Origin of the sequence: Lysinibacillus sp. AR18-8 (genome assembly GCF_001705465.1) — a bacterium.
Taxonomy (GTDB): Bacteria; Bacillota; Bacilli; order Bacillales_A; family Planococcaceae; genus Lysinibacillus; species Lysinibacillus capsici.
In genome coordinates, this window is sequence record NZ_MDGU01000006.1 from 34,985 (window position 1) to 56,001 (window position 21,017).

The 21,017-nt window shown below is 37.8% G+C and carries 23 protein-coding genes; 17 read left to right on the forward strand and 6 right to left on the reverse strand.

Annotated elements, in window-relative coordinates:
- From BFM98_RS04865 to BFM98_RS04880, 4 genes are read left to right on the forward strand one after another with little or no spacing between them, the layout of a single operon-like run.
- On the forward strand, positions 1-291 hold the full coding sequence (locus tag BFM98_RS04865) for a thiamine-binding protein (protein WP_004227928.1): 291 nt from the start codon (positions 1-3) through the stop codon (positions 289-291).
- Positions 291-1,064 (forward strand): ABC transporter permease, encoded by a 774-nt coding sequence (locus tag BFM98_RS04870; protein WP_048393064.1) that lies wholly within the window; start codon positions 291-293, stop codon positions 1,062-1,064. Before BFM98_RS04865 ends, BFM98_RS04870 begins: the two co-directional genes overlap by 1 nt.
- Entirely contained in the window at positions 1,039-1,788 is a 750-nt protein-coding gene (locus BFM98_RS04875; RefSeq protein WP_048393062.1) for an ABC transporter ATP-binding protein, read from the forward strand. Before BFM98_RS04870 ends, BFM98_RS04875 begins: the two co-directional genes overlap by 26 nt.
- Positions 1,778-2,527, forward strand: coding sequence for a TatD family hydrolase (locus BFM98_RS04880; RefSeq protein WP_066036683.1), 750 nt, complete (start codon positions 1,778-1,780; stop codon positions 2,525-2,527). The genes BFM98_RS04875 and BFM98_RS04880 overlap by 11 nt, the downstream gene beginning before the upstream one ends.
- A 26-nt stretch (positions 2,528-2,553) precedes the next feature.
- On the opposite strand, the gene BFM98_RS23805 is transcribed toward BFM98_RS04880, so the two are convergent.
- The 5 genes from BFM98_RS23805 to BFM98_RS04900 form a co-directional block, all read right to left on the reverse strand.
- Positions 2,554-2,730: a hypothetical protein gene (locus BFM98_RS23805; protein ID WP_004227938.1), complete on the reverse strand. Its 177-nt coding sequence runs from the start codon at positions 2,728-2,730 to the stop codon at positions 2,554-2,556.
- A gap of 97 nt (positions 2,731-2,827) precedes the next feature.
- A complete protein-coding gene (locus BFM98_RS04885; protein ID WP_048393165.1) occupies positions 2,828-4,372 on the reverse strand; it encodes a solute symporter family protein in 1,545 nt (514 codons plus the stop codon).
- Between the two features lie 8 nt (positions 4,373-4,380).
- Entirely contained in the window at positions 4,381-4,719 is a 339-nt protein-coding gene (locus BFM98_RS04890) for a DUF485 domain-containing protein (RefSeq protein ID WP_048393058.1), read from the reverse strand.
- Between the two features lie 481 nt (positions 4,720-5,200).
- Positions 5,201-6,754, reverse strand: a complete 1,554-nt coding sequence (locus tag BFM98_RS04895) for a solute symporter family protein (RefSeq protein ID WP_016993894.1) — start codon at positions 6,752-6,754, stop codon at positions 5,201-5,203.
- Entirely contained in the window at positions 6,755-7,090 is a 336-nt protein-coding gene (locus BFM98_RS04900) for a DUF485 domain-containing protein (protein WP_004227946.1), read from the reverse strand.
- A gap of 585 nt (positions 7,091-7,675) precedes the next feature.
- Between BFM98_RS04900 and BFM98_RS04905 the strand changes: the two genes are divergently transcribed.
- From BFM98_RS04905 to BFM98_RS04920, 4 genes are all read left to right on the forward strand, one after another.
- Positions 7,676-8,272 (forward strand): SCO family protein, encoded by a 597-nt coding sequence (locus BFM98_RS04905; RefSeq protein WP_004227948.1) that lies wholly within the window; start codon positions 7,676-7,678, stop codon positions 8,270-8,272.
- A 191-nt stretch (positions 8,273-8,463) separates the two neighbouring features.
- The gene (locus BFM98_RS04910; RefSeq protein ID WP_054550229.1) at positions 8,464-8,799 is read left to right on the forward strand and encodes an ArsR/SmtB family transcription factor; all 336 of its coding nucleotides are present in this window, start codon (positions 8,464-8,466) and stop codon (positions 8,797-8,799) included.
- 30 nt (positions 8,800-8,829) lie between these two features.
- Positions 8,830-9,828, forward strand: a complete 999-nt coding sequence (locus BFM98_RS04915; protein WP_066036684.1) for an NADP-dependent oxidoreductase — start codon at positions 8,830-8,832, stop codon at positions 9,826-9,828.
- 326 nt (positions 9,829-10,154) lie between these two features.
- Positions 10,155-10,697 carry a pyridoxamine 5'-phosphate oxidase family protein gene (locus tag BFM98_RS04920; protein ID WP_066036685.1) on the forward strand — a complete coding sequence of 181 codons (543 nt, stop codon included), beginning with the start codon at positions 10,155-10,157 and terminating at the stop codon, positions 10,695-10,697.
- A gap of 240 nt (positions 10,698-10,937) precedes the next feature.
- Here BFM98_RS04920 and BFM98_RS04925 read toward each other — a convergent pair whose 3' ends face one another.
- The gene (locus BFM98_RS04925; protein WP_066036686.1) at positions 10,938-11,969 is read right to left on the reverse strand and encodes a S66 family peptidase; all 1,032 of its coding nucleotides are present in this window, start codon (positions 11,967-11,969) and stop codon (positions 10,938-10,940) included.
- 600 nt (positions 11,970-12,569) lie between these two features.
- Here BFM98_RS04925 and BFM98_RS04930 point away from each other — a divergent pair.
- From BFM98_RS04930 to BFM98_RS04970, 9 genes are all read left to right on the forward strand, one after another.
- Positions 12,570-13,796 (forward strand): benzoate/H(+) symporter BenE family transporter, encoded by a 1,227-nt coding sequence (locus tag BFM98_RS04930; RefSeq protein ID WP_083225248.1) that lies wholly within the window; start codon positions 12,570-12,572, stop codon positions 13,794-13,796.
- Between the two features lie 14 nt (positions 13,797-13,810).
- Complete coding sequence (hemL, locus tag BFM98_RS04935; RefSeq protein ID WP_083225249.1) at positions 13,811-15,112, forward strand: glutamate-1-semialdehyde 2,1-aminomutase; 1,302 nt, start codon at positions 13,811-13,813, stop codon at positions 15,110-15,112.
- A 133-nt stretch (positions 15,113-15,245) separates the two neighbouring features.
- Entirely contained in the window at positions 15,246-16,685 is a 1,440-nt protein-coding gene (gene pdxR, locus BFM98_RS04940; protein WP_066036688.1) for a MocR-like pyridoxine biosynthesis transcription factor PdxR, read from the forward strand.
- A gap of 40 nt (positions 16,686-16,725) precedes the next feature.
- Positions 16,726-17,088: a hypothetical protein gene (locus BFM98_RS04945; RefSeq protein ID WP_066036689.1), complete on the forward strand. Its 363-nt coding sequence runs from the start codon at positions 16,726-16,728 to the stop codon at positions 17,086-17,088.
- 169 nt (positions 17,089-17,257) lie between these two features.
- Complete coding sequence (locus BFM98_RS04950; protein ID WP_066036690.1) at positions 17,258-17,758, forward strand: sigma-70 family RNA polymerase sigma factor; 501 nt, start codon at positions 17,258-17,260, stop codon at positions 17,756-17,758.
- Positions 17,755-19,011 (forward strand): DUF4179 domain-containing protein, encoded by a 1,257-nt coding sequence (locus tag BFM98_RS04955; RefSeq protein ID WP_066036691.1) that lies wholly within the window; start codon positions 17,755-17,757, stop codon positions 19,009-19,011. Before BFM98_RS04950 ends, BFM98_RS04955 begins: the two co-directional genes overlap by 4 nt.
- Positions 19,012-19,289: 278 nt before the next feature.
- A complete protein-coding gene (locus tag BFM98_RS04960; protein WP_066036692.1) occupies positions 19,290-19,805 on the forward strand; it encodes a hypothetical protein in 516 nt (171 codons plus the stop codon).
- A 58-nt stretch (positions 19,806-19,863) separates the two neighbouring features.
- Positions 19,864-20,160, forward strand: a complete 297-nt coding sequence (locus BFM98_RS04965) for a hypothetical protein (protein WP_048393027.1) — start codon at positions 19,864-19,866, stop codon at positions 20,158-20,160.
- A gap of 71 nt (positions 20,161-20,231) precedes the next feature.
- Positions 20,232-20,984, forward strand: a complete 753-nt coding sequence (locus tag BFM98_RS04970; RefSeq protein WP_066036693.1) for an SDR family NAD(P)-dependent oxidoreductase — start codon at positions 20,232-20,234, stop codon at positions 20,982-20,984.
- Positions 20,985-21,017 lie beyond the last annotated feature (33 nt).

Here is a 21,017-nt window from a genome sequence, read left to right on the forward strand (position 1 = left end):
ATGGCAAATTCATTAATCAGTGTACAAATCATTCCGAAGACAGAGAAATATGAAGATGTTATACCATATGTCGATGCAGCAATTGCGGTGATCGATGCTTCTGGGGTGAAATATGAGGTACATCCATTGGAAACAACGATGGAGGGTGAGCTTTCAACATTGCTCCAAATCATTGAAAAAATGAATGAGAAGATGATCGAACTTGGTGCCATTAATGTCATTACACAAGTGAAAATTTTATATCAGCCAACGGGTATTACGATGGATACATTAACGGAGAAATATCAGTAATGAAACGTGCATTACAGAAGGGAAGGACGATAATTTTTATCGCCTTCCTCTTGTTCATATGGGAACTAATCGTGCGGTTTGCTGAAGTTCCTCATTGGTTAGTACCCACACCGAGTAGTATTTTGTCAGAAGCCATCCAGTCGTATCAAACCTTTCTACCACATGCATTCGCTACAGTACAATTAGCTCTACTAGGTTTGGCCATTGGCATCGCTTGTGGGCTAACGGTGGCAATAGTGTTGCATCGATTTACATTTATTCGAGAACTGTTTTATCCAATTCTTATTATGTCGCAGAATGTTCCTATTCTAGTCTTGGCACCGCTCCTTATTATTTGGTTTGGCTTTGGCTTATTACCGAAGCTTATCATTATCTGTCTTGTGTGCTTTTTCCCCATTGTCATTGCAGCGATGGATGGATTTAGACAAACAGCTCCAGAATTAAAGCATTATTTTGCCATGGTTGGTGCTACAAGGGCACAAACCTTTTGGAAGCTGGAATGGCCTTATGCCTATCCTGCTATTTTTTCAGGCATTAAAATTGCGGCTACATATAGTGTGATGGGGGCTGTGATTGCGGAGTGGCTTGGTGCAAAAAAGGGTATTGGTGTTTACATGACCCTAGCCCAATCCTCCTTCCGTACGGATCGCGTATTTGTGGCAATTTTTGCGATTGTTCTCTTGAGCTTACTATTGTTTAGTGGTATTCGTTTAATTGAAAAATTCATGGTGAAGGGAAGAGGCTATCATGCTCAGCATTCAAAACATCGCTAAATCCTTCGATGCGCTCAAAGTCCTTGATCAACTTTCTTTTGACGTCAAGGATGGAGAGTTTGTGGCCATCGTTGGTCCTTCAGGCAGTGGTAAAAGTACACTTTTTCAATTAATTGGTGGTGTTTCGCCAATTGATCAAGGAGCCATTTTATTAAATGGAGAGGATATCCAACAAAAAAAAGGAACGATTGGCTATATGCCACAGCAGCCATGTCTATTACCCTGGCGTACAATAGTAGAAAATGTCACGCTTGTAGAGGAATTACAACATAAACCAAATGTTGAACGTGCCAAGGAATGGTTAGAAAAGGTTGGTCTTGCCTCTTTTATCCATGCCTACCCGAAAGAACTGTCTGGAGGCATGCAGCAGCGTGTGTCCTTTATTCGAGCAATGGTCAGTGATAAGCCGATTTTATGCTTAGACGAACCATTTTCTGCGTTGGATGAATTTACTCGACTGGAAATGCAAGCATGGCTTTTATCTATCTGGGAGGAGTACCGCAAATCCATTCTATTTGTTACACATAGTATTGAAGAAGCTCTCTTTTTAGCAGATCGCATACTTGTTTTAACCAAACGTCCAGCTACCGTTAAAAAGGAAATCATCGTGCCGTTTGAGAGACCTCGGAAAGAGGAAATTCGACATTCTGCAGCATTCACAGCGTTAAAGCAACAATTATTTATGTATTTACAGGAGGAAAAGGGTGATATGTATGTTGATTGATGCGCATATTCATTTGGATCAGTACACCGATGAGGAAATTCCTTCCTTATTAGAAGAAGTGAAAGCTGTAATCGCAGTTAGTATGCAACTTTCCTCTTGTGAAAGAACGTTGCGTTTATCGAATAGCTATCAGCAAGTAAAGGCTGCTTTTGGCTTTCATCCTGAACAGCCTTTACTAAGTCCAAATGATGAGACAGCTTTATTTGATTGGATTCGTTCGCATCAGAATGATATGGTTGCTATTGGTGAGGTGGGTCTACCTTATTATTTAAAACAAGAGCAAGCGATTGATGAACGTCCCTATGTGGCGCTATTAGAGCGTTTTGTTGTATTGGCGAAGGAGCTGGACAAGCCGATTGTGTTACACGCAGTATATGAGGACGCCCATATTGTGTGTGATTTGCTGGAAAAGCATCAGCTTCACGAAGCCCATTTTCATTGGTTTAAAGGGGATGAAGCTATTGTGAAGCGCATGATAGAGCGAGGTTATTTTATTTCCATTACGCCAGATTGCTTGTACGAAGAGGAAATTCAACAGCTAATTCATGCTTATCCCATTGAACTAATGATGGTAGAAACGGATGGTCCTTGGCCGTTTGAGGGACCGTTTACGAAGAAGCGTACATCTCCCTGGATGATGCACTCAACGATTGAGGTGATTGCCTCCATCAAAGGGCTATCAACACAGGTAGTGGCCAAAATTATTACGCAAAACACGAAAACATTTTATCGGCTTTAATAAGAAAAAGCAGTATAGGGTACGAGTTATTCGTCCTTATACTGCTTTTTATATTTCGTATAATCATGCTCTAATTTTTCGTTTTTTGTTTTCGTTAGACGTTCATGTGTACTAAAAGAGATAGATTGTCGATTTTTTTCAACATCTTTACCAACTGTGCGTTTAATGTGCATCCGTTTCTTTTTAGCTTTAGATTGTGACATGAGCATCGCCTCCAATTCATTTTTAATTCTATAGTAGCGAATAGGGAAGAAAAAGTAAAACCTCGTAAGCAAGATACTTACGAGGCTGTCGAGTGTATTAGTGAGATACGTCCTGTACAGAAATACCTGTGTTTGCTTTAACGTCAACTTCACGATACTTCGCATCATCTGTTTCTTTAGAAAGTAATGTGCCGATGAAACCACCAAGGAAACCAAGTGGTACAGAGATTAAGGCTGGGTTCGTTAACATAATTAAAGGATCACCAACGAAAATTGCCTTACCTTCAACTGGATTCCAAACGTTTGGAGACATAGCAACTAATACTAACGCAGAGATTAAACCTGTTAACATCGCAGTAACAGCACCCGCTGTATTAAAGCGTTTCCAATAAATTGTGTAGATGATAACTGGAAGGTTAGCAGATCCTGCGATACAGAATGCTAAAGATACTAAGAATGCAACGTTTAATGTTTGTGCACCAAGTGCTAATAGGATAGAAATAACAGCGATTGTAATCGAACCGATACGAGCTGCAAGAACTTGCTCTTTTTCTGTAATTTTACCCTTTTTGATAATTTGTCCATAAATATCATGAGATAGGGCAGATGCACCAGAAAGTACAAGACCTGCTACTACCGCTAAAATTGTTGCGAATGCTACTGCACAAACGAATGAGAATAGAATGTCGCCACCAAGTGCTTCTGCAAGAAGTGGGGCAGCCATGTTACCAGCAGCGTTTGCTGCGATAATATCTTCTTTCCCAACGAATGCTGCTGCACCGAAGCCTAAGAAAATTGTTAGAACGTAGAAGATACCTACGATCCAAGTAGCCCAAATAACAGATGAACGAGCTGTTTTCGCGTCTTTTACTGTGAAGAAACGCATTAAGATATGTGGAAGACCCGCAGTACCTAATACTAACGCAATTAACATAGAGATTGTATCAAGTCCATTTGTATATTTTAGACCTGGGTTTAAATAAGCAGCTCCACTGTCAGTAACCGTTGTCATTTCTTTAAACATTGTAGAGATACTGAAGCCGAACTCTTTTAATACTAAGAACGAAATAATAACTGTACCCAACATTAAAAGACAAGCTTTAATAATTTGTACCCAAGATGTTGCTGTCATACCACCGAATAGTACGTAAGTTGTCATCATGAATCCTACGATTAATACGGCGATCCAATAGTCGATTCCTAAAAGTAATTGAATAAGTGCTCCTGCACCAACTAGTTGTGCAATCATGTAGAATAAAACAATTGTAATAGTGCTTAAAGCAGCTGTTCCACGGACTTTGGCGTTATCAAAACGCGCTGTAATCATGTCAGCTAATGTAAATTTCCCAAGGTTACGTAATGGCTCAGCAACGATATATAATACCACTAAGTAAGCTACTAAATAACCAATAGAGAAGAAGAATCCATCAAATCCAAATAATGCTACAGCACCAGCGATACCCAAGAAGGATGCTGCTGATAAGTAGTCACCAGCGATAGCTAGTCCATTTTGCCAGCCTGTTAAGCCACCACCAGCAGTATAGAAATCACTTGCTGAAGATGTACGTTTAGATGCCCACCATGTAATAACTAATGTTAAACCAACAATGGCTACGAAGAAGAATATGGCTGTAAGACTCATTCCGTTACTCATCGGCGGCCACCTCCGTTCTCGTATTCAGCGATAATCGCTTTTGCTTCTCTATCGAAGCTGTTTGCCTTTGCTACATATAAATGACATAACCCCCATGTCATGATGAAAAGACCTGCTGCATAGATCCACACCCAAGTAATTTCCCCAAATGCCTTTTGGTGTAGAATTGTCGTGTACGATGTCAGAATTGGTAACAACATGTATGCCGATAAAAATATGGCAGTCATTGACCAAAGAAAAGAGTTCTTTCTTCGTACAAGAGACTTAAATGATTCTTGATTTGCAATTGAATCATAGTCAATCACGATACCTTTTTTTGCTTGATTGTTCGCCATTAACATTCCCCATTTTGTGTATATTTTTTCTACCTCAAGACTTGATTTTGCTAGTTTAGTGAATTCACATTTTCATTTTATGTAACAGTTCACAAAATTGCAATACATTTCAGAAAAATTATGTAAAAAAAATTTTTCAGAAAATACTCCTAAGAGAGAAAAAATGGCGCAAAGCCAAGAATATAAAGGGTTTTAGAAAATTCAGATAAATAAATGAAGTGAAGAGAAATCTAGATTCTTAACAAAAAATGAAGGGTAAATTTACAAAAAAATCTTGTTTTTTCAATTAAAAATAAACACTATTTACCTAGTGAAAATTGGATTTTTTCTGTTTTTTGGAAGTAAAATAATATTGTTCGATAAATAAATTGGTAGATATTGAATAACAAAAAAGGCGAAAAACTCGACCAAAAATCGAATTTTTTGCCTATTTTTTTGCATTTTTTGAATTGAGATTCATTATGCAGGAGGTGTATAAATATTAATGTGAAATATCAGAGACAGACACGCCTGTATTTGCTTTCACACGAATTTCTTTATAAATACGTTCTGCTTCTTCCTGTGGCACTTTGTTAGATGAAAGAACAGTACCTAAGTATCCAGCAATAAAGCCTAATGGAATCGTAATAATCGCTGGAACAGCAAGTGGCACAAGGGGTTGTCCAACAAAGATAGCCGCACCTTCAACAGGGCTCCACACATTTGGTCCCATTGCTCCTAAAATTAAACATGATACTAACCCCGTTACCATCGCAGTTACAGCACCTGTAGAATTAAATTTCTTCCAATAGATTGTATAAAGGATTACAGGTAGGTTTGCTGACGCACCGATACAAAAGGCGAATGATACTAGGAATGAAACGTTTAAGCTTTGTGCAAACAGAGCGAGAATTATAGACACGATCGCAATTGAGATAGAGCCTGTACGAGCTGCTACTACCTGTTGCTTCTCTGTTAATTTACCGCCCTTAATGATTTCTCCATAAATATCATGAGAAATGGCTGAAGCCCCTGTTAGTACTAAACCAGAAACAACGGCTAAAATAGTCGCAAATGCCACTGCGCCGATAAATGCCATCAATACATCTCCACCTAAGTAATGCGCAAGTAGCGGAGCAGCTGTATTACCAGCCTTACTTTCAGCAAGAATTTGATCTAAACCTACAAAGTTTAATGCACCGAACCCTAAGAAAATTGTTAATGAAAAGAAAATAGCTGTAATCCAAGTTGTCCAAGAAATAGAGGCACGTGCTGTCTTTGCATCCTTTACTGTAAAGAAACGCATTAAAATATGTGGTAAACCAGATGTTCCTAAAACTAAAGCCATCATCATCGAAACGGAGTCGATTGTGCTTGTATACTTAATTCCAGGTACAAGGAACTTTTCGCCATGATCTACTGCAATTGTGTCGAACATCTTCATAAGAGAGAAGTCAAATTTCATTAACACTAAAACCGCTAATAAACCTGTTCCGAATAATAATAGACTTGCTTTAATGATTTGCACCCAAGAAGTCGCTGTCATACCACCAAACAATACATAAGTTGTCATCATAACACCGACAATTAAAACGGCAATCCAATACTCAATACCGAATAATAGCTTAATCAATGCACCAGCACCAACTAGCTGTGCAATCATATAAAGAATTACGATAATAATGGTCCCAGACGCTGCCACACCACGAATTCGCTTTTCATTAAAACGAGCCGTTAACATATCTGCTAACGTGTAGCGGCCTAAGTTTCGCATTGGCTCAGCAATGACATAAAGCAGCACTAAATTCGCTACTACATAGCCTACAGAGAAGAAGAAACCATCAAAGCCAGTTAAGGCAATTGCACCAGACACCCCAAGAAAGGCTGCCGCAGATAAATAGTCACCAGCAATCGCAAAGCCGTTTTGCCACCCCTTTAAACCACCACCAGCAGTGTAAAAATCAGCCGCAGAAGATGTACGCTTTGCTGCAATATAAGTAACAACAAGTGTTAAGCCAACAATAGCTAAAAAGAAACCTATAGATACGATATTCATTTATTTTCCACCTTTCGCCTGATACTCTGCAAGAACAGCGGCTGCAGCTTTATCGAATGAAGCAGCTTTTTTTACATATACTGTACAAAGCACAATGGTCATGATAAATAATCCTGCAGAATAAACCCATACACCCGTAATATTTCCGAAGAATTTTTGTTGTAGTACAGGCTGGAAAGCAAGAATCGGAAGCAGGATATAAAGAATTAAAAACACTGCTGTAATCGAGAAAAGAAAGGTATTTTTCTTTTTTACAAAGCTATTAAACGATTCCATTGCTTCAATTGCATGATAATCAATTGATTGGGCCTGTTTTTTGCTTGAAACATTCGCCATTATTATTCCCCCTAAAGTTATATATTTCTGTTTTAAACGACATATTTCTTTTTCGTTCGTCGTTATATTCACTTATTTTATGGGGGAGAATCCTATAATGCAATACTAAATTTTGAGTTTTTATAATTTTTAGTCACTTCTGTTTTGTGGAAATAACATAGAAATAATAAGGATTTATTAGAAAAATTCTGTTTAAAAGAGCGTGTAGTTTTCTGATGAAATAATATTGTTAAAATAGTTTGTTGTTGATAAAAATGAATGTAGGAGAAAATACAAACATAAAAGAGAATTTTCTGTATTTTATTATTCTGCTATTAAATTCCATGGGAGCTTGTTAAGTAGAAAAAATTTGTTATATAACAATTATCTGAGGTTTTGGGAAATAACGAAAATGATAAAAAAAAGCTATGAAAAAATTTTTAAAAAGGATGTGTCATTTGGAAGAATTAGTGAGGAGGAATTCCAGAATCAGTTAATGTTCACATGTTATACAAATAGCCATCTGGGTGTAAGTCCATTATCTTGTGTTTAGCTTCTATAATGAATAAAATAAGGTGATGAAATGAAGGGAAGTGGGCACCACTAATGACAAAGAAAAGTATATTGCTAGTTTTAGTTCTAGCATTTAGTAGCATTCTAGCTGCTTGCGGTAGTTACAAGTTTGAACCAACATTAAATCTCGAGGTTCAAGATTTCACAGTAACGAATCAAAAAAATGAACAAGTGACCCTAGATGATCTTAAAGGTAAGCCTTGGCTAGCCATGTTTATTTTTACAAACTGTACGACAATCTGTCCACCCATGACATTTAATATGACAGAGGTTCAACAAGCACTACAGGATGAAGGCCTTGAAGATTATCAAATTGTGGCATTTAGCGTCGATCCAGAAGTGGATAAGCCTGATGTTTTAACAAATTACTTAAATACGTATAATGTTGTAGATGAAAGCAAATGGCAGCTACTAACTGGCTATCAACAAAAATTCATTGAACAATTTGCACGTAAATCATTTAATTCATTAGTTAAAAACGATCCTAACTCAGACCAAGTCATACATATGTCGAGCTATTATTTAGTAAACGCAGACGGCACAGTTGTAAAAGACTATGATGGCGCGACAAACGTACCAGTTGAAACAATCGTTGGAGATATGAAGGCTCTTATTAAGGAGAGCAAATAACACAGAAGTCCATGTGACTTCTGTGTTTTTTTATGGAAAGAGGGGAAAGTGGAAGATGTACGCCTTTAAAAATCATTCGTCTCGATTTACTTTCCCAATATTGCAGCGAATACGGCAATATTATATCGTTATATGCAGCAATGGTTCATTAACTTAAACTATTCAACTGATTAGTAAGAGGAGGGATTTTAATGAATAAACAGGACCAGCTTAACTTGATTAAGGACGACTTTATAAATTCTCAAAAGGTACTATTAGCAATTGGTGATGAAACCAGACAAGCTATTTTAATGGTATTAATGAGCACAGATTGTCAAACGGGATTGCGTGTAGGTGAAATCACAGAACAAACACATCTATCTCGACCAGCTGTGTCACATCATCTTAAGATTTTGCGAGATGCTGGTGTTATTTTAATGCGCAAAGAAGGTACAAAAAACTTTTACTATATAGATATACGGACAAAACTAGGTTCGTTAAAAAATCTGGTGTTGGATATTGAGACGTTGTTAACGGAATTTTATTGACAATTAGTAGGTTATCTGGAGGAATGAACGATGAAAGCAATGGTGATAGATCAATATGGCAAAGCCCCAATGCACATGGCAGAATTGCCTACACCTGAAATTGATGAATATGAGGTACTTGCTGAAATCCATGCAGCAAGTATTAATCCGATTGATTTTAAAATCCGTGATGGGAAAGTAAAGCTGTTAATCCACTATAAAATGCCACTGATCCTTGGAAATGATTTTTCAGGGGTCCTCGTAAAGGTTGGCGAAAAAGTGACGCGCTTTAAAGTAGGAGATGAAATTTATGCACGTCCAAGGAAGAGTAAAATTGGTACTTTTGCGGAATATATCTCGATTCATGAAGATGACATAGCCCTAAAGCCTAAAAATTTGAGCTTTGAGGAAGCTGCATCAATCCCACTGGTTGGCTTAACGTCATACCAAGCTTTACATGACATCATGCAATTACAAAAAGGTCAAAAGATTTTAATTCATGCTGGCTCTGGTGGTGTAGGTACCTTTGCTATACAACTAGCAAAAGTAATGGGCGCCTCAGTGGCAACAACGGCTAGCGAAGCTGGTGCAAACTTAGTTACATCTTTGGGTGCAGATAAAGTGATTAATTATAAGAAAGAAAACTTTGAAGCTATACTGAAAAATTATGATGCAGTCTTTGATACGCTTGGAGGAAAGACCTTAGAAAAATCTTTCGAGATTATCAAGGATGGTGGAAAAATTGTCTCCGTATCAGGCACGCCGAATGCTCGTTTCGCCAAAGAATATGGTTCAGGATTTTTCAAAACATTATTATTTTCAGCAGCAAGTCATAAACTGACCTCACTTGAAAAGAAATATCATGCTCAATATTCCTTCTTATTTATGAAACCAAGTGGCGATCAATTACGCATAATCGCCGATTTAATTGAATCTGGTAAAATCAAACCAGTCATTGATAGAACTTTTTCATTTGAAGATGCTCAAAAGGCGATGGAACATGCGGAGTCAGGTAGAGCAAAAGGGAAGATTATCGTAAAAATGAAATAGCCTTTATATTGTATTTTGTTTGTAATAACCGCAAACCTCAAGGCTTCTCCTTTTATAGGATAGATGTAGCCCAATATTGAGATGAGCGATGGTTCACCACTTGCGTTCTTTGAAGGTAAATATAGCAAAGTTAGTCAGCCAATAAGTTTATAATTACCTATCTCCTAAACAATAGAAACCATCGTTTGAGCATTATTTGTTCGAACGGTGGTTTTGTCTTTGGTTCAAGTTGGAAAATGGATTGCTTAATTGCTGTAATTATGGACGTTTTTATTCAATCCAAAGGTTGATAAAATCACATCATACTACAAGTAGGAGTGATATCAATGGATAAGGTACGTTATAAAGTAAGAGAAGTGTTGGATAAGAACAAAATTGAGGCATTTTTGCAGCAAGCTCGCATTGGGCATTTGGGTATGGCTGATGGTCATTTGCCGTATGTTGTCCCCCTTAATTTTGTGTGGACAAATGGAGTGCTTTATTTCCATGGAGCCACTGGCGGGAGACGAAATCAAGTGATGGAAGAGAATCCAGAGGTTTGCTTTACGGTTTGTGATGAATATGGAACCATTACAAATCCAGTACCTGCAAAGACGGACACGGCTTATATGAGTGTCATGGTTTTTGGCAAGGCTCAGCCTATTTTCGATTTGGATGAAGCGACACACATGTTGCAAGAGATGATAAATAAATATGTACCTGGTTACTATAATCGCCCCTTATCCCAGCAACACGTGGACAAATATCGATCAGCCGTTTTCGGAGGGCCTGTTCAAGTTTACCGTATTGATCCTCAACATATTACCGCGAAAGAAAATCCAATTGCCTTAGGGGAGATGTTCAATATTGAGAAAATCCCACATACATAGTATTGGTTTTAGAAATTGGTAAATCAGAAAGATGGATTAAAAAATATCCCATCCCTTAATCCTTATCTAATAGCAACATCAAAAACTCCATTTTGAAAAAAGATCGCTCAAAATGGAGTTACTCTCTTTAGATAAGTATGAGATTTTTATAAAAAAGTTTGAACATTTTTTAGCTATGTTGTTCCAAAATTGCGCCCGATTGTTGAATATCCTTATTCATCCCAAAAAGCCGCTAACATCTTACAGTACAGCGTTTTCTAAAATAGTAAAAGAGCTTGTATTACAATTAATTTCTGCTAATGCACCAAGAGGTAAAATGAATTTCGGTTCAGTATGTCCAAAGTTCATATTGTATAGAATTGGTGTATCATCCAAGTTAAATTCTCCCATCACTTTTAAAATCTCTTCTTTATATTCTTCGAAATACTTTTCATCTTGTGGTTTACCAAATATAATTCCGTTTGCTTTTTGTAAAATACCTTGTACACCGTAGTTTCTCAACCAATATCTAAGTAGGTTAGGCTCCGGTTGATCTTCAGATGTTTCAAAGAAAAGGATGCAATTTTCCCAGTATTTTTCTTCAGGCCATAGCACGGTACCTTTAGCAAACTCTAGTACTTCAATGCACCCTCCTATTAAACGTCCCTGTACTATATCTTTACCTTGCAGCAATTCGTATCCTTTATTAGGTTGCATTGTGCGTTTTTGATTTTTATTTGATTCTATCCATTCTAAATGCTCACTTGTCCATTCTACAGAAGGAACAATTTCACCTATTACTTCATTAGAAAATAGCGTTTGCTGAATAGATTGAACGGTATATGAGTGCATTTCAACGTTTTCTGCAAAATCGGTTAAAATTGCTGGTCCATAAAATGAAGATATACCCGCCTTCAAACAAAATAAATGAGCAATCGTTACATCTGAATAACCCATTAAAATTTTAGGATTTTTAGTTATAACCTCAAAATCAATGTAAGGGAGTAAACGAACACTATCATCTCCACCAATATTTGCAATAATAGCTTTAATCTTGGGGTCCTTAAAAGCCATCATTAAGTCCTCTGCACGTGCTTTTGGATTTTTGTCTAGATAATCTGCACCTTTCAAGCTATTTGGCATTGCTATAACTTTCAGTCCAAAAACCTCTTCAAGTCTTTTTACGCCCTGTTCATAACGCCATTTTAATTCTGGATCTCCAGCACCTCCCCAAGAAGGACTTATAGTGGCGATATAATCTCCTTGCTGGAGTTTATTTGGCTTTAATAACATATAAATTCACCTCAAATTAGATTTAATTTCATTAAAAATAACATATTAATGGAAATTTTTAAACAGTCTATCATTTATGTTAAATAAGCTACTGGTAACATTGAACAAAATGATTTTATTTCACAATCTGGCCCGTTTGTTGAACAAAAAAATCCTACATAGCAACACAGGATTTTTAATCAAACTTTAAAATGAATGATCAATCTTTGTTTTAAACGTTCAATTCTTTTTTAAAACTACAATATAAGGATAGTGTTTTTTTATTGTACCTAATTTTATGGACTGCTAAAATTCGTAGTTTTGGATGTTTTTTATCAATCCGTATTACGTTATGCTAAGACCGTTCATTTATTAGCAAGGAGGGGAAGTGCTACTGTTTAGTTCAGGTAGATTGACATTTTATCAAATAGCGGCAAGTAAAGCGTTACTTGGAATCAAGCAAATTGACATTTTAATGGAATGACACTTTACATAAAGAGGGCTAATGACAATAGGAAAACAACATTCCACAAGGGAACAGTCCTTAAAGGACGAGAATACGTGATGAATTTCTAGTATGAAGAAGAGATTAACATAATTTGTAGAAAGGTAGGAAAGTGTATGAACTCAACATCCGTTTCACTGAATGTACGGGATTTCCTGTCGCCCACCATCGCTGCTTTTATATCTGTCTTAGTTAACTATGGGGGCACTTTTATCTTGGTGTTTCAGGCTGCCAAGGTTGCCGGTCTAAGTCCAGAAATGATTGCATCATGGATATGGTCGATTTCCATTGGTGTGGGGGTAACGGGTATCTGGCTAAGTTACCGGTATCGTGAACCCATTATTACAGCTTGGTCAACACCAGGCGTGGCGTTTCTTGTTTCGGCTTTAGCTGTTACCCCATATGCTGAAGCCATTGGAGCTTATATTATTTCTGCAATAGCATTTGTTTTGTTAGGTTTATCAGGCATGTTCGAACGTTTTGTCCAACTTATTCCTCCAGGTATTGCTTCAGGTCTATTGGCAGGTATTTTATTACAATTTGGTATTTCAGCCTTTGGTGGTGCGAAAGTGGAACCTTTACTTGTCATCGTCCTGTTTACTACGTATATCGTACTAAGAAGGTTTACATCTCGCTATGCAATTGTCGGTATTCTAGTCATTGGCTTGATTTATTTAATAAGTATGGGGCAGGTAGATTTCAGCCATATCGAGTTGGCCTTCGCGTCTCCTGTATTTGTTGCGCCAACGTTTTCTCTACATGCATTATTGGGTGTCGCTTTGCCGCTTTTTATTATTACCTTAACAGGACAGTACATGCCAGGCATGTTAGTGTTGCGAAATGATGGATTTAAAACGAGTGCCAATCCGATTTTGATTGTAACAGGATTGGGATCACTCCTGACAGCACCCTTTGGATCGCATGCTTTTAACATAGCAGCAATTACAGCAGCCATCTGTACGGGGAAGGACGCTCATGAGGATTCAAGAAAACGTTATATTGCAGGTATTGTTTGTGGCATTTTTTATATAATTGTCGGAATTTTTGGGGTAACATTGGCTGCATTGTTTTTAATTCTCCCAGCTACGTTCATTGCAACATTAGCGGGATTAGCGTTGCTAGGCACAATTGGTAGTAGCCTTGCCAATGCTTTAACAAATCCTATTGGACGCGAAACAGCACTCATTACTTTTTTGGCAACAGCCGCAAATGTTACTTTACTTGGAGTTGGCGGGGCATTTTGGGGGCTTGTAGCTGGTTTGGGCGCCCATTTATTAATGAATGTTCCATTGCTCAGAAAACAGCAAAGTATAAATGAGGGACAACAAATTAGACAAAGATAATATCACTACGAAAGGTGGTTTTTAACATCGATACGACAAAATCAATAGAAGCCTTCGAAATAGCAAAAAAAATTATGCCTGGTGGGGTAAATAGCCCAGTGAGAGCATTTCAATCAGTTGGGATGGAGCCAATTTTTATGAGTCACGGGAAAGGCTCAAACATATATGATATTGATGGCAATCGCTATATAGATTATGTTCTATCTTGGGGGCCATTAATTCATGGACATGCAGATAAGGAAGTTTCAGATGCACTTCTTGAAGCCATCAAGAGGGGGACAAGTTTTGGATTGCCAACTTTACAAGAAAATAAGCTAGCAACATTAATAGCTACTCGCATACCTTCCATAGAGAAGATTCGAATGGTTAATTCGGGTACAGAAGCGACAATGAGCGCCATTAGACTAGCTAGAGGCTTTACTGGCAAAGACATGATTGTGAAATTTGATGGAAACTATCATGGGCACAGTGATCATCTATTAGTAAAGGCAGGCTCAGGAATTGCTACCTTCAGCCTTCCTGATAGTCTGGGTGTACCTATAGAGATCACTAAGCATACAATCTCCATACCTTATAATAATATCGAAGTCCTGAAAAAGATCTTTGATAAATATGGCTCACAAATAGCAGCAGTCATCGTAGAACCGTTTGCAGGCAATATGGCGGGAATACCAGCTAACCCTGAATTTCTTCAAGCAATACGTTCTTTCACTACAAAGTATGGTGGACTATTTATACTCGATGAGGTCATGACTGGTTTTCGTATAGATTACCACTCTGCTCAAGGGCTTTATAACATAAAACCAGACTTAACATGTTTAGGAAAGATCATTGGTGGAGGGATGCCTGTTGGGGCATATGGTGGAAAAAAAGAAATCATGAATCACATTGCACCTGAAGGTAGTATTTATCAGGCTGGAACCTTATCGGGTAATCCAATCGCTATGGTAGCGGGGTATACCACAATCAATAAATTAAATCATAACAGTTATACGTATATCGAAGCGTTAGCAGATCGGCTTATTCAAGGCTTATCAAAAGTAGCTCATAACAATCATATTCCACTTAAAACAACGAAAGCTGGGACAATGATTGGATACGCATTCATCGATCAGCCCTTACAAAATTTTGATGATGCTCAAAAAATAGATGCTGAGATGTTTCGCCGTTTTTATAAAGAAATGCTTAAACAGGGTATACTTCTACCTCCTTCTCAATATGAAAGCATATTTATCTCGACTGCTCATTCCATACATGATATTGATAGAACGATTCATGCTGCGGATCTAGCCTTTAAAAGGATGTCGTGTAATTAGATGATGCAAAGTGGACTACAAACATCCTATATCTATAAAATGATCGATTTGATAGTATAATACTTATTGACGGTACAAAACGATTAATTTTCGCATATTTTAACAATCTCTATTCTAACTGGAAGTGAATTGAATGTTACAAGTTAACCGAGACGATAAAAATCCTATATGGCAACAGTTACTTGACCAAGCTATTCATCATATTACAACAGGCAAATGGCCACCAGGGGAGTTACTTCCTCCATCCCGAGAACTCGCCTTATTAGTAGGTGTTTCACGCTCAACCATACAAATTGTTTATGAGGAATTATTTAGTCGAGGATATACTGTGACAAATTGGCGTGGAGGAACAAGAGTAAGTGAATGGGGATTTAAAACCAACTTGGCAGAAGAGGTGATTCCTCAAGGACCATCTACGCCAACATTACCTTTATTAAACGTGGCAGTTGATGAATTAAACAGTTGGTTTAGAGGCAAAGAAAATGGAAACGTCGCAATCGATTTTTGTCCCCATGAGCCGTATTTGGACGAGCATTTCCGAAAAACTTGGCGACAATCGTTTTTACAGGCTTCAGCAGAAACAGATCTGACCAATTGGGGCTATGGCGATGCCTACGGTTTCACACCGCTCCGTGAACAGATTCAACGTTACCTGACATTTGAAAGAGGTGTACATGTAGAGATTGACCAAATCATCTTAACCTCTGGCGCCCAGCATAGCATTGATCTCATTGCCCAAGCCCTTCTTAAGGAAGGAGAAACGGTTTCTGTTGAAGATCCAGGCTTTCCTGCAGCCTGGATGACCATGAAATATCGGCGTATGAATGTTGTTGCTGTGCCCGTGGATGAGTATGGCGTACAAGTAGAGCAGATTGATCCACAAACCAAGCTTATTTTTGTTACACCTTCTCACCAATGCGCGGTTGGTGTCATAATGTCTGAGCCACGCAAACAACAATTGCTGCAAAAATCCGCGAAAAATCAATTCTGGATTGTAGAAGATGATTATGATGGTGAGTTTAGGTATCGAGGTGGCCCGCTTCCTACCTTGTTTAGCCAACAACCTCACAACACATTATATATGATGAGTTTTTCTAAAATGGTTGCTCCTGGCATACGAATATCGGCTGTTATCGGCCCCAAAGATGCTATTCGCCAGCTTGCGCAAGTACAACAATTAACCTATCGGCATCTTCCCATTATGGAGCAACTAACGCTTGCCCATTTTATTGAGCACGGTCATTTTATGCGTCATATGAGAAGAGCCAGAAATGTCTATCGACGTAGACATGAAGCGATGACAAAGGCAATCATGGCGACAGGATTAGCCGAACGTTTCAAGCTAAGTGGCATTGAAACGGGTTTGCATATGCTTCTTGAGGCGGAAGAATCGTTTGATGAAGAAGCAATGACGAACCTCGCACTCGAAAATGGGATACGTGTTTATCCACTGAGCAAGTATTGCTTAGAAAATAATCGAAAAGGATGGGTACTAGGCTTTGCTAAAATAGACGAGCAAGCCATTGAGGAAGGCATTTTTCGTCTTGCAAAGATCCTCTTGCAAGAAACGTAATCATTAGCAGGGCATAAATGGAATGGGGGGGTGCGCTACTATGCCATACATTCATGAGTTTGGGATCATTGCTTGTATAGAAAAAGACAAGGAGTATGCTGCTTATGAACCTGAAAAATACAATTGCATCGTTGTAGATGGTGACCTCTTTGATGAACTGCTTTCTAAGGATTTTGGCAAAAAAATACATCACCTCGAAACTTTTGCACACAACACAAATAGGCCATTTAAAAGTCTCGCCTATTGGGGGATAACCTTGATACCACCGAGCTCTCATAAACAATTTTTAAATATGGTGAGTGAAGCCAATGTCGGATACCAATCTGCAGAACTTGAAGAATTAATCAAAAAAATAGCTGAAGCAATAAAACAAGATAAATGGATGATTCATTATGGTGTTTAATTTTTGCCAATACATACAGGTAAGGGGAAGAGGCGATTGTTCAATTAGAGCAATCGCTTCTTACCATTAATTGGGAAATGTGTTGAAATGACAGTTTCCTAAAAAGTTTCAAAAATTTTGAACGAAATGCAACAATGTTGAGTCTAATGAGAGAAGGAGGCGAAAAAGGATGAAATTTGAATTAGAGCAGCGTGCTATACGTGGAGATCAAGAAGCGATACTTTCACTGATTGAAATGGATGAGGATATTTTATATCGCATGGCCTTTACATATATGAAAAATGAGCAAGATGCTATGGACGTGATGCAGGAGCTTGTTTACAAGGCACTCAAAAAAATGCATACCGTTCAACAGTACGAATATGCCAGAACATGGCTTGTGCGCGTCTTAATCAATTGTTGTAAAGATCATTTACGAAAACGTCTACCGACTGTTCAGATTGAGGAACACCACTTATCTGAATGGGTCATCTACTCAGATATGGAGAGATTATTGGAACATTTATCTTTGTCAGAGCAGCAACTCGTCTATATGAAATATTTCCAGCAACTAAAAAATAAAGAAATTGCTGAGCTCAATCAAATTCCTGAGGGGACTGTAAAATCGAAGCTTCATTACATTTTAAAGAAGCTTAGAAGCTTTGCTAGAGAAAAGGAGGACTGGCTATGAGTAAACCATTAATTGACGTTCCAAAGGAGAAGCTGCAACAAGTTCGTATGGACATGTTTCGAAAGGTTCAACGAGAAAAAAGAAGAAAGAAGCGCATTGTTTCGGTTGCATGCATCTCCATACTTTGCTTAAGCCTTCTCTTTTCAATTCGCGTTTCGCCAACGATTGCTAGCCAAGTTGCCAAAATACCCGGTTTTCAAGCAATTGTCACAGCGATTGCAATAGATAAAGGAATAAAAGATATTGTAGACCATGAATACTATGAAGAAATCAATGTGACGCAATCTAGAAAAGGTCTAGCACTTACATTGCAGGGCGTGATTGCCGACAATTTAGGATTTGTCCTGTTCTATGACGCTGATGCCTCATTTGATATTTCAAAATTAAACTTAGAGAAAGTTCAATTGTTTCAAGGAGCTGAGGAGATTGAATGCGGCTGTACGTTTACCATGAATGCTAGCAATCAAACATACATCTCTTCATCCGTGAAATATAGTTTTTTAAAGCCTATCGCCTATACTTCCAAGGATTTTAAAGCAGTTTTTCACTTTCAGGATGAAGAGAAAGGTAACATTGTAATATCTTTACCGTTTTCACTGAAAAACGAGATCGCAAAGGAGAAAATTTTTACTGCAAATCGTACGATCGATGTCAATGGGCAGAAATTTACGATTACACAAATTCGCCGTTCGCCATTAAAGGTGGCACTCGATATTGAGGTAGCCAAAGATAATACAATGCAACTATTAGCGCTAGATGATGTTGCCATCATGACAGAAAGCGGTGAACGTAGAGAAAGTATTAGAAATGACATTTCAACAGACGGGAATATTCGCGATGGCAAATTTACGCTCTATTTGCAAAGTAATTATTTCGATGATCCAGCGTCATTGACGGTTATGATTGGCGCCGTTCAAGCTGTGCCAAAGGGTGAGGATTTTATCGAAGTTGATTTTGGCACAAAAGAGATACTCACGAAGCCTACTTATTTTAAGGGGGACATTTCAATAGTGCAGCAAAGTGTAGCAGTTAAGATGAAAAAAAATAATGAAGGCAAATTATTAATGCTCTCTGACGCCATAAAAGAAGATGGCACGCCATTAGAATTCAAAAGTTTGACTATTTCAAGGGACGAGCAGTATGTAGTGGAGACATCACAATTTGAAGAATATAATGGAAAAGCTAAGCTATATTTAAACTATTACCCTAATCCGATTGGGGAGAATATTGAAGTAAACATTCCATTGCAATAAAATGCAGCAGCTGTTCAAAAAGACGAACCTTTTTGAATAGCTGTTTTGCTATTTTGACTGCAAGGGTTGGGGGCTTCTTTTCTGAACAACTTGATAGATGATAGATTAAAGTGACACTTGATTTAGTCAAAACAGAGGTAACGATATGTTTAGATTCGAAGCGGTTATCTTTTCTAGAATTAGTTACATAGCTAGCTCTTTTTTCTTTTTGAACTTACAATGGTTGTAGAGCGATGATGGTATAATTTAAGTAAACTTACTTTAAACGGAGGTGGAAAATGGACTCTTTAGAATTAAACAAATCAAAATATACGGTCTCTAATATAAAAGACATTTTGCAGAATAAGCTTATTCTTGCAAAACCGTTGACTAAAGATGACATCAAAGAATTAAACCTAGTCAATCCCCCTGTATACAATAAAGAAAAGTATCTTATTCAGGAACAGTGGTTATACAGCATGAATATTGGGGAATGGGAGGATGTAGAGATTATTATCCAAGGAAATAATGAAAATCCTGAGGTGAGAATAATCGAACTAGCAGAAAGAATTTTCGATGAACTCCATTTACATATAAGCCGCGCATTGGCGTATTTACATAAGTTTTTTCCTAATCAAGAAATAAACAGTTATTATTTATCCACAATAAGCTTTGGAAATATGGCTAACTTTGATAGTTATATCTTTTCAGGCTTTAGTTTAGATTTTATTTATGAGGGTCACTTTGAGTTTCAGTATAAAGTGAAATTTAAAGAAAATGGTTGGCCTATTGGTTTTGAGGGTGGACCACTTTAATTCAAGGGGGAAGAAATAGTTATCCCATGACAAAATCGTTTTGAAAAGAGGGAGTTGAATGGAAGGTTTTTTCTTCATACTGATAGGCTTTTTAATTGTTGTTGCAAATGTGATTGGGTTTGTATTCTACAAAAAAAAGAAAAATCTATATAATGCTGCTTTTATCATTTTACTACTGGCAGGTGTATTTGGTGGACTAGGAAGTGTATTAGCACTAATTATTATTCGTGATCCCTTTGCATTATTCTATGGATTGAACATTGCCTATTATTTACTCATTAATAGTTTGATTGTATTTATTCTGGCGATTTTAGTTACGATCATTAAAAAATATACTAGTAGTAGAACCATATAATTAACTATCGTGGTGCGTGAGCATTAGTTGTTTATGAACGAATTACTATTAAAAACGTTAGGGGGGACGCTATGCATAACTTGTCAGGAAAGGTTATTCTTATCACAGGTGCAAGCTCTGGGATTGGATTTGCCACGGCTGAGCTAGTGGCAAAATACGGGGCTAAAGTAATTATCAATTATCATACAAATGTGGAAGGTGCCAACGAAGCTGTCCAACGAATTCAAGAACAAGGTGGAGACGCCATTGCTATTCAAGCTAATATTGTGAATAAAGAAGAAGTGAACGCAATGATTGAGCAGGCTATTTCTACATTCGGCACGATTGATGTTTTAGTGAATAACGCTGGAGGCGGCATCCGTCAAAGTACTTTTATGGAGATGAGTGAAGAGCTATGGGAAGAAACATTCAAGCTAAATGTCAATAGTGTGCTCTTATGCTCTCAAGCTGTATTAAGACATATGATTCCGAAGAAAAGCGGAAAAATTATTAATGTCTCTTCTGCAGCTGCACGTATTGGTGGGGCAGGGGAAAGTATTCATTACGCATCTGCTAAGGGAGCTATCAATACAATGACGATTGGTATGTCCAGAGAATTAATTGAATATGGAATTATCGTGAACGGGGTAGCGCCTGGAATGGTAGAGACACCCTTTCACGATAAATTTGCTCCTGGCGACAATCGGCTTGAACGAATGGCTTCCGCTGTACCAATTAAACGAGCTGCAGCGCCTAAAGAGATAGCAGAAGTAATTGCCTTCCTTTCTTCTGATGCCTCAATTTACATCCTTGGAGAAATTATACATGTGAGTGGCGGTAGATAAATAAAAAATAGGCAAATTATTATTGCTTTCGTC

Excerpts from the sequence above, each read along its gene's own strand:
- BFM98_RS04865 (WP_004227928.1), top strand. The coding sequence starts at position 1 with ATGGCAAATTCATTAATCAGTGTACAAATCATTCCGAAGACAGAGAAA.
- BFM98_RS04870 (WP_048393064.1), top strand. The coding sequence starts at position 291 with ATGAAACGTGCATTACAGAAGGGAAGGACGATAATTTTTATCGCCTTC.
- BFM98_RS04875 (WP_048393062.1), top strand. The coding sequence starts at position 1,039 with ATGCTCAGCATTCAAAACATCGCTAAATCCTTCGATGCGCTCAAAGTC.
- BFM98_RS04880 (WP_066036683.1), top strand. The coding sequence starts at position 1,778 with ATGTTGATTGATGCGCATATTCATTTGGATCAGTACACCGATGAGGAA.
- BFM98_RS23805 (WP_004227938.1), bottom strand. The coding sequence starts at position 2,730 with ATGTCACAATCTAAAGCTAAAAAGAAACGGATGCACATTAAACGCACA.
- BFM98_RS04885 (WP_048393165.1), bottom strand. The coding sequence starts at position 4,372 with ATGAGTCTTACAGCCATATTCTTCTTCGTAGCCATTGTTGGTTTAACA.
- BFM98_RS04890 (WP_048393058.1), bottom strand. The coding sequence starts at position 4,719 with ATGGCGAACAATCAAGCAAAAAAAGGTATCGTGATTGACTATGATTCA.
- BFM98_RS04895 (WP_016993894.1), bottom strand. The coding sequence starts at position 6,754 with ATGAATATCGTATCTATAGGTTTCTTTTTAGCTATTGTTGGCTTAACA.
- BFM98_RS04900 (WP_004227946.1), bottom strand. The coding sequence starts at position 7,090 with ATGGCGAATGTTTCAAGCAAAAAACAGGCCCAATCAATTGATTATCAT.
- BFM98_RS04905 (WP_004227948.1), top strand. The coding sequence starts at position 7,676 with ATGACAAAGAAAAGTATATTGCTAGTTTTAGTTCTAGCATTTAGTAGC.
- BFM98_RS04910 (WP_054550229.1), top strand. The coding sequence starts at position 8,464 with ATGAATAAACAGGACCAGCTTAACTTGATTAAGGACGACTTTATAAAT.
- BFM98_RS04915 (WP_066036684.1), top strand. The coding sequence starts at position 8,830 with ATGAAAGCAATGGTGATAGATCAATATGGCAAAGCCCCAATGCACATG.
- BFM98_RS04920 (WP_066036685.1), top strand. The coding sequence starts at position 10,155 with ATGGATAAGGTACGTTATAAAGTAAGAGAAGTGTTGGATAAGAACAAA.
- BFM98_RS04925 (WP_066036686.1), bottom strand. The coding sequence starts at position 11,969 with ATGTTATTAAAGCCAAATAAACTCCAGCAAGGAGATTATATCGCCACT.
- BFM98_RS04930 (WP_083225248.1), top strand. The coding sequence starts at position 12,570 with ATGAACTCAACATCCGTTTCACTGAATGTACGGGATTTCCTGTCGCCC.
- pdxR (WP_066036688.1), top strand. The coding sequence starts at position 15,246 with ATGTTACAAGTTAACCGAGACGATAAAAATCCTATATGGCAACAGTTA.
- BFM98_RS04945 (WP_066036689.1), top strand. The coding sequence starts at position 16,726 with ATGCCATACATTCATGAGTTTGGGATCATTGCTTGTATAGAAAAAGAC.
- BFM98_RS04950 (WP_066036690.1), top strand. The coding sequence starts at position 17,258 with ATGAAATTTGAATTAGAGCAGCGTGCTATACGTGGAGATCAAGAAGCG.
- BFM98_RS04955 (WP_066036691.1), top strand. The coding sequence starts at position 17,755 with ATGAGTAAACCATTAATTGACGTTCCAAAGGAGAAGCTGCAACAAGTT.
- BFM98_RS04960 (WP_066036692.1), top strand. The coding sequence starts at position 19,290 with ATGGACTCTTTAGAATTAAACAAATCAAAATATACGGTCTCTAATATA.
- BFM98_RS04965 (WP_048393027.1), top strand. The coding sequence starts at position 19,864 with ATGGAAGGTTTTTTCTTCATACTGATAGGCTTTTTAATTGTTGTTGCA.
- BFM98_RS04970 (WP_066036693.1), top strand. The coding sequence starts at position 20,232 with ATGCATAACTTGTCAGGAAAGGTTATTCTTATCACAGGTGCAAGCTCT.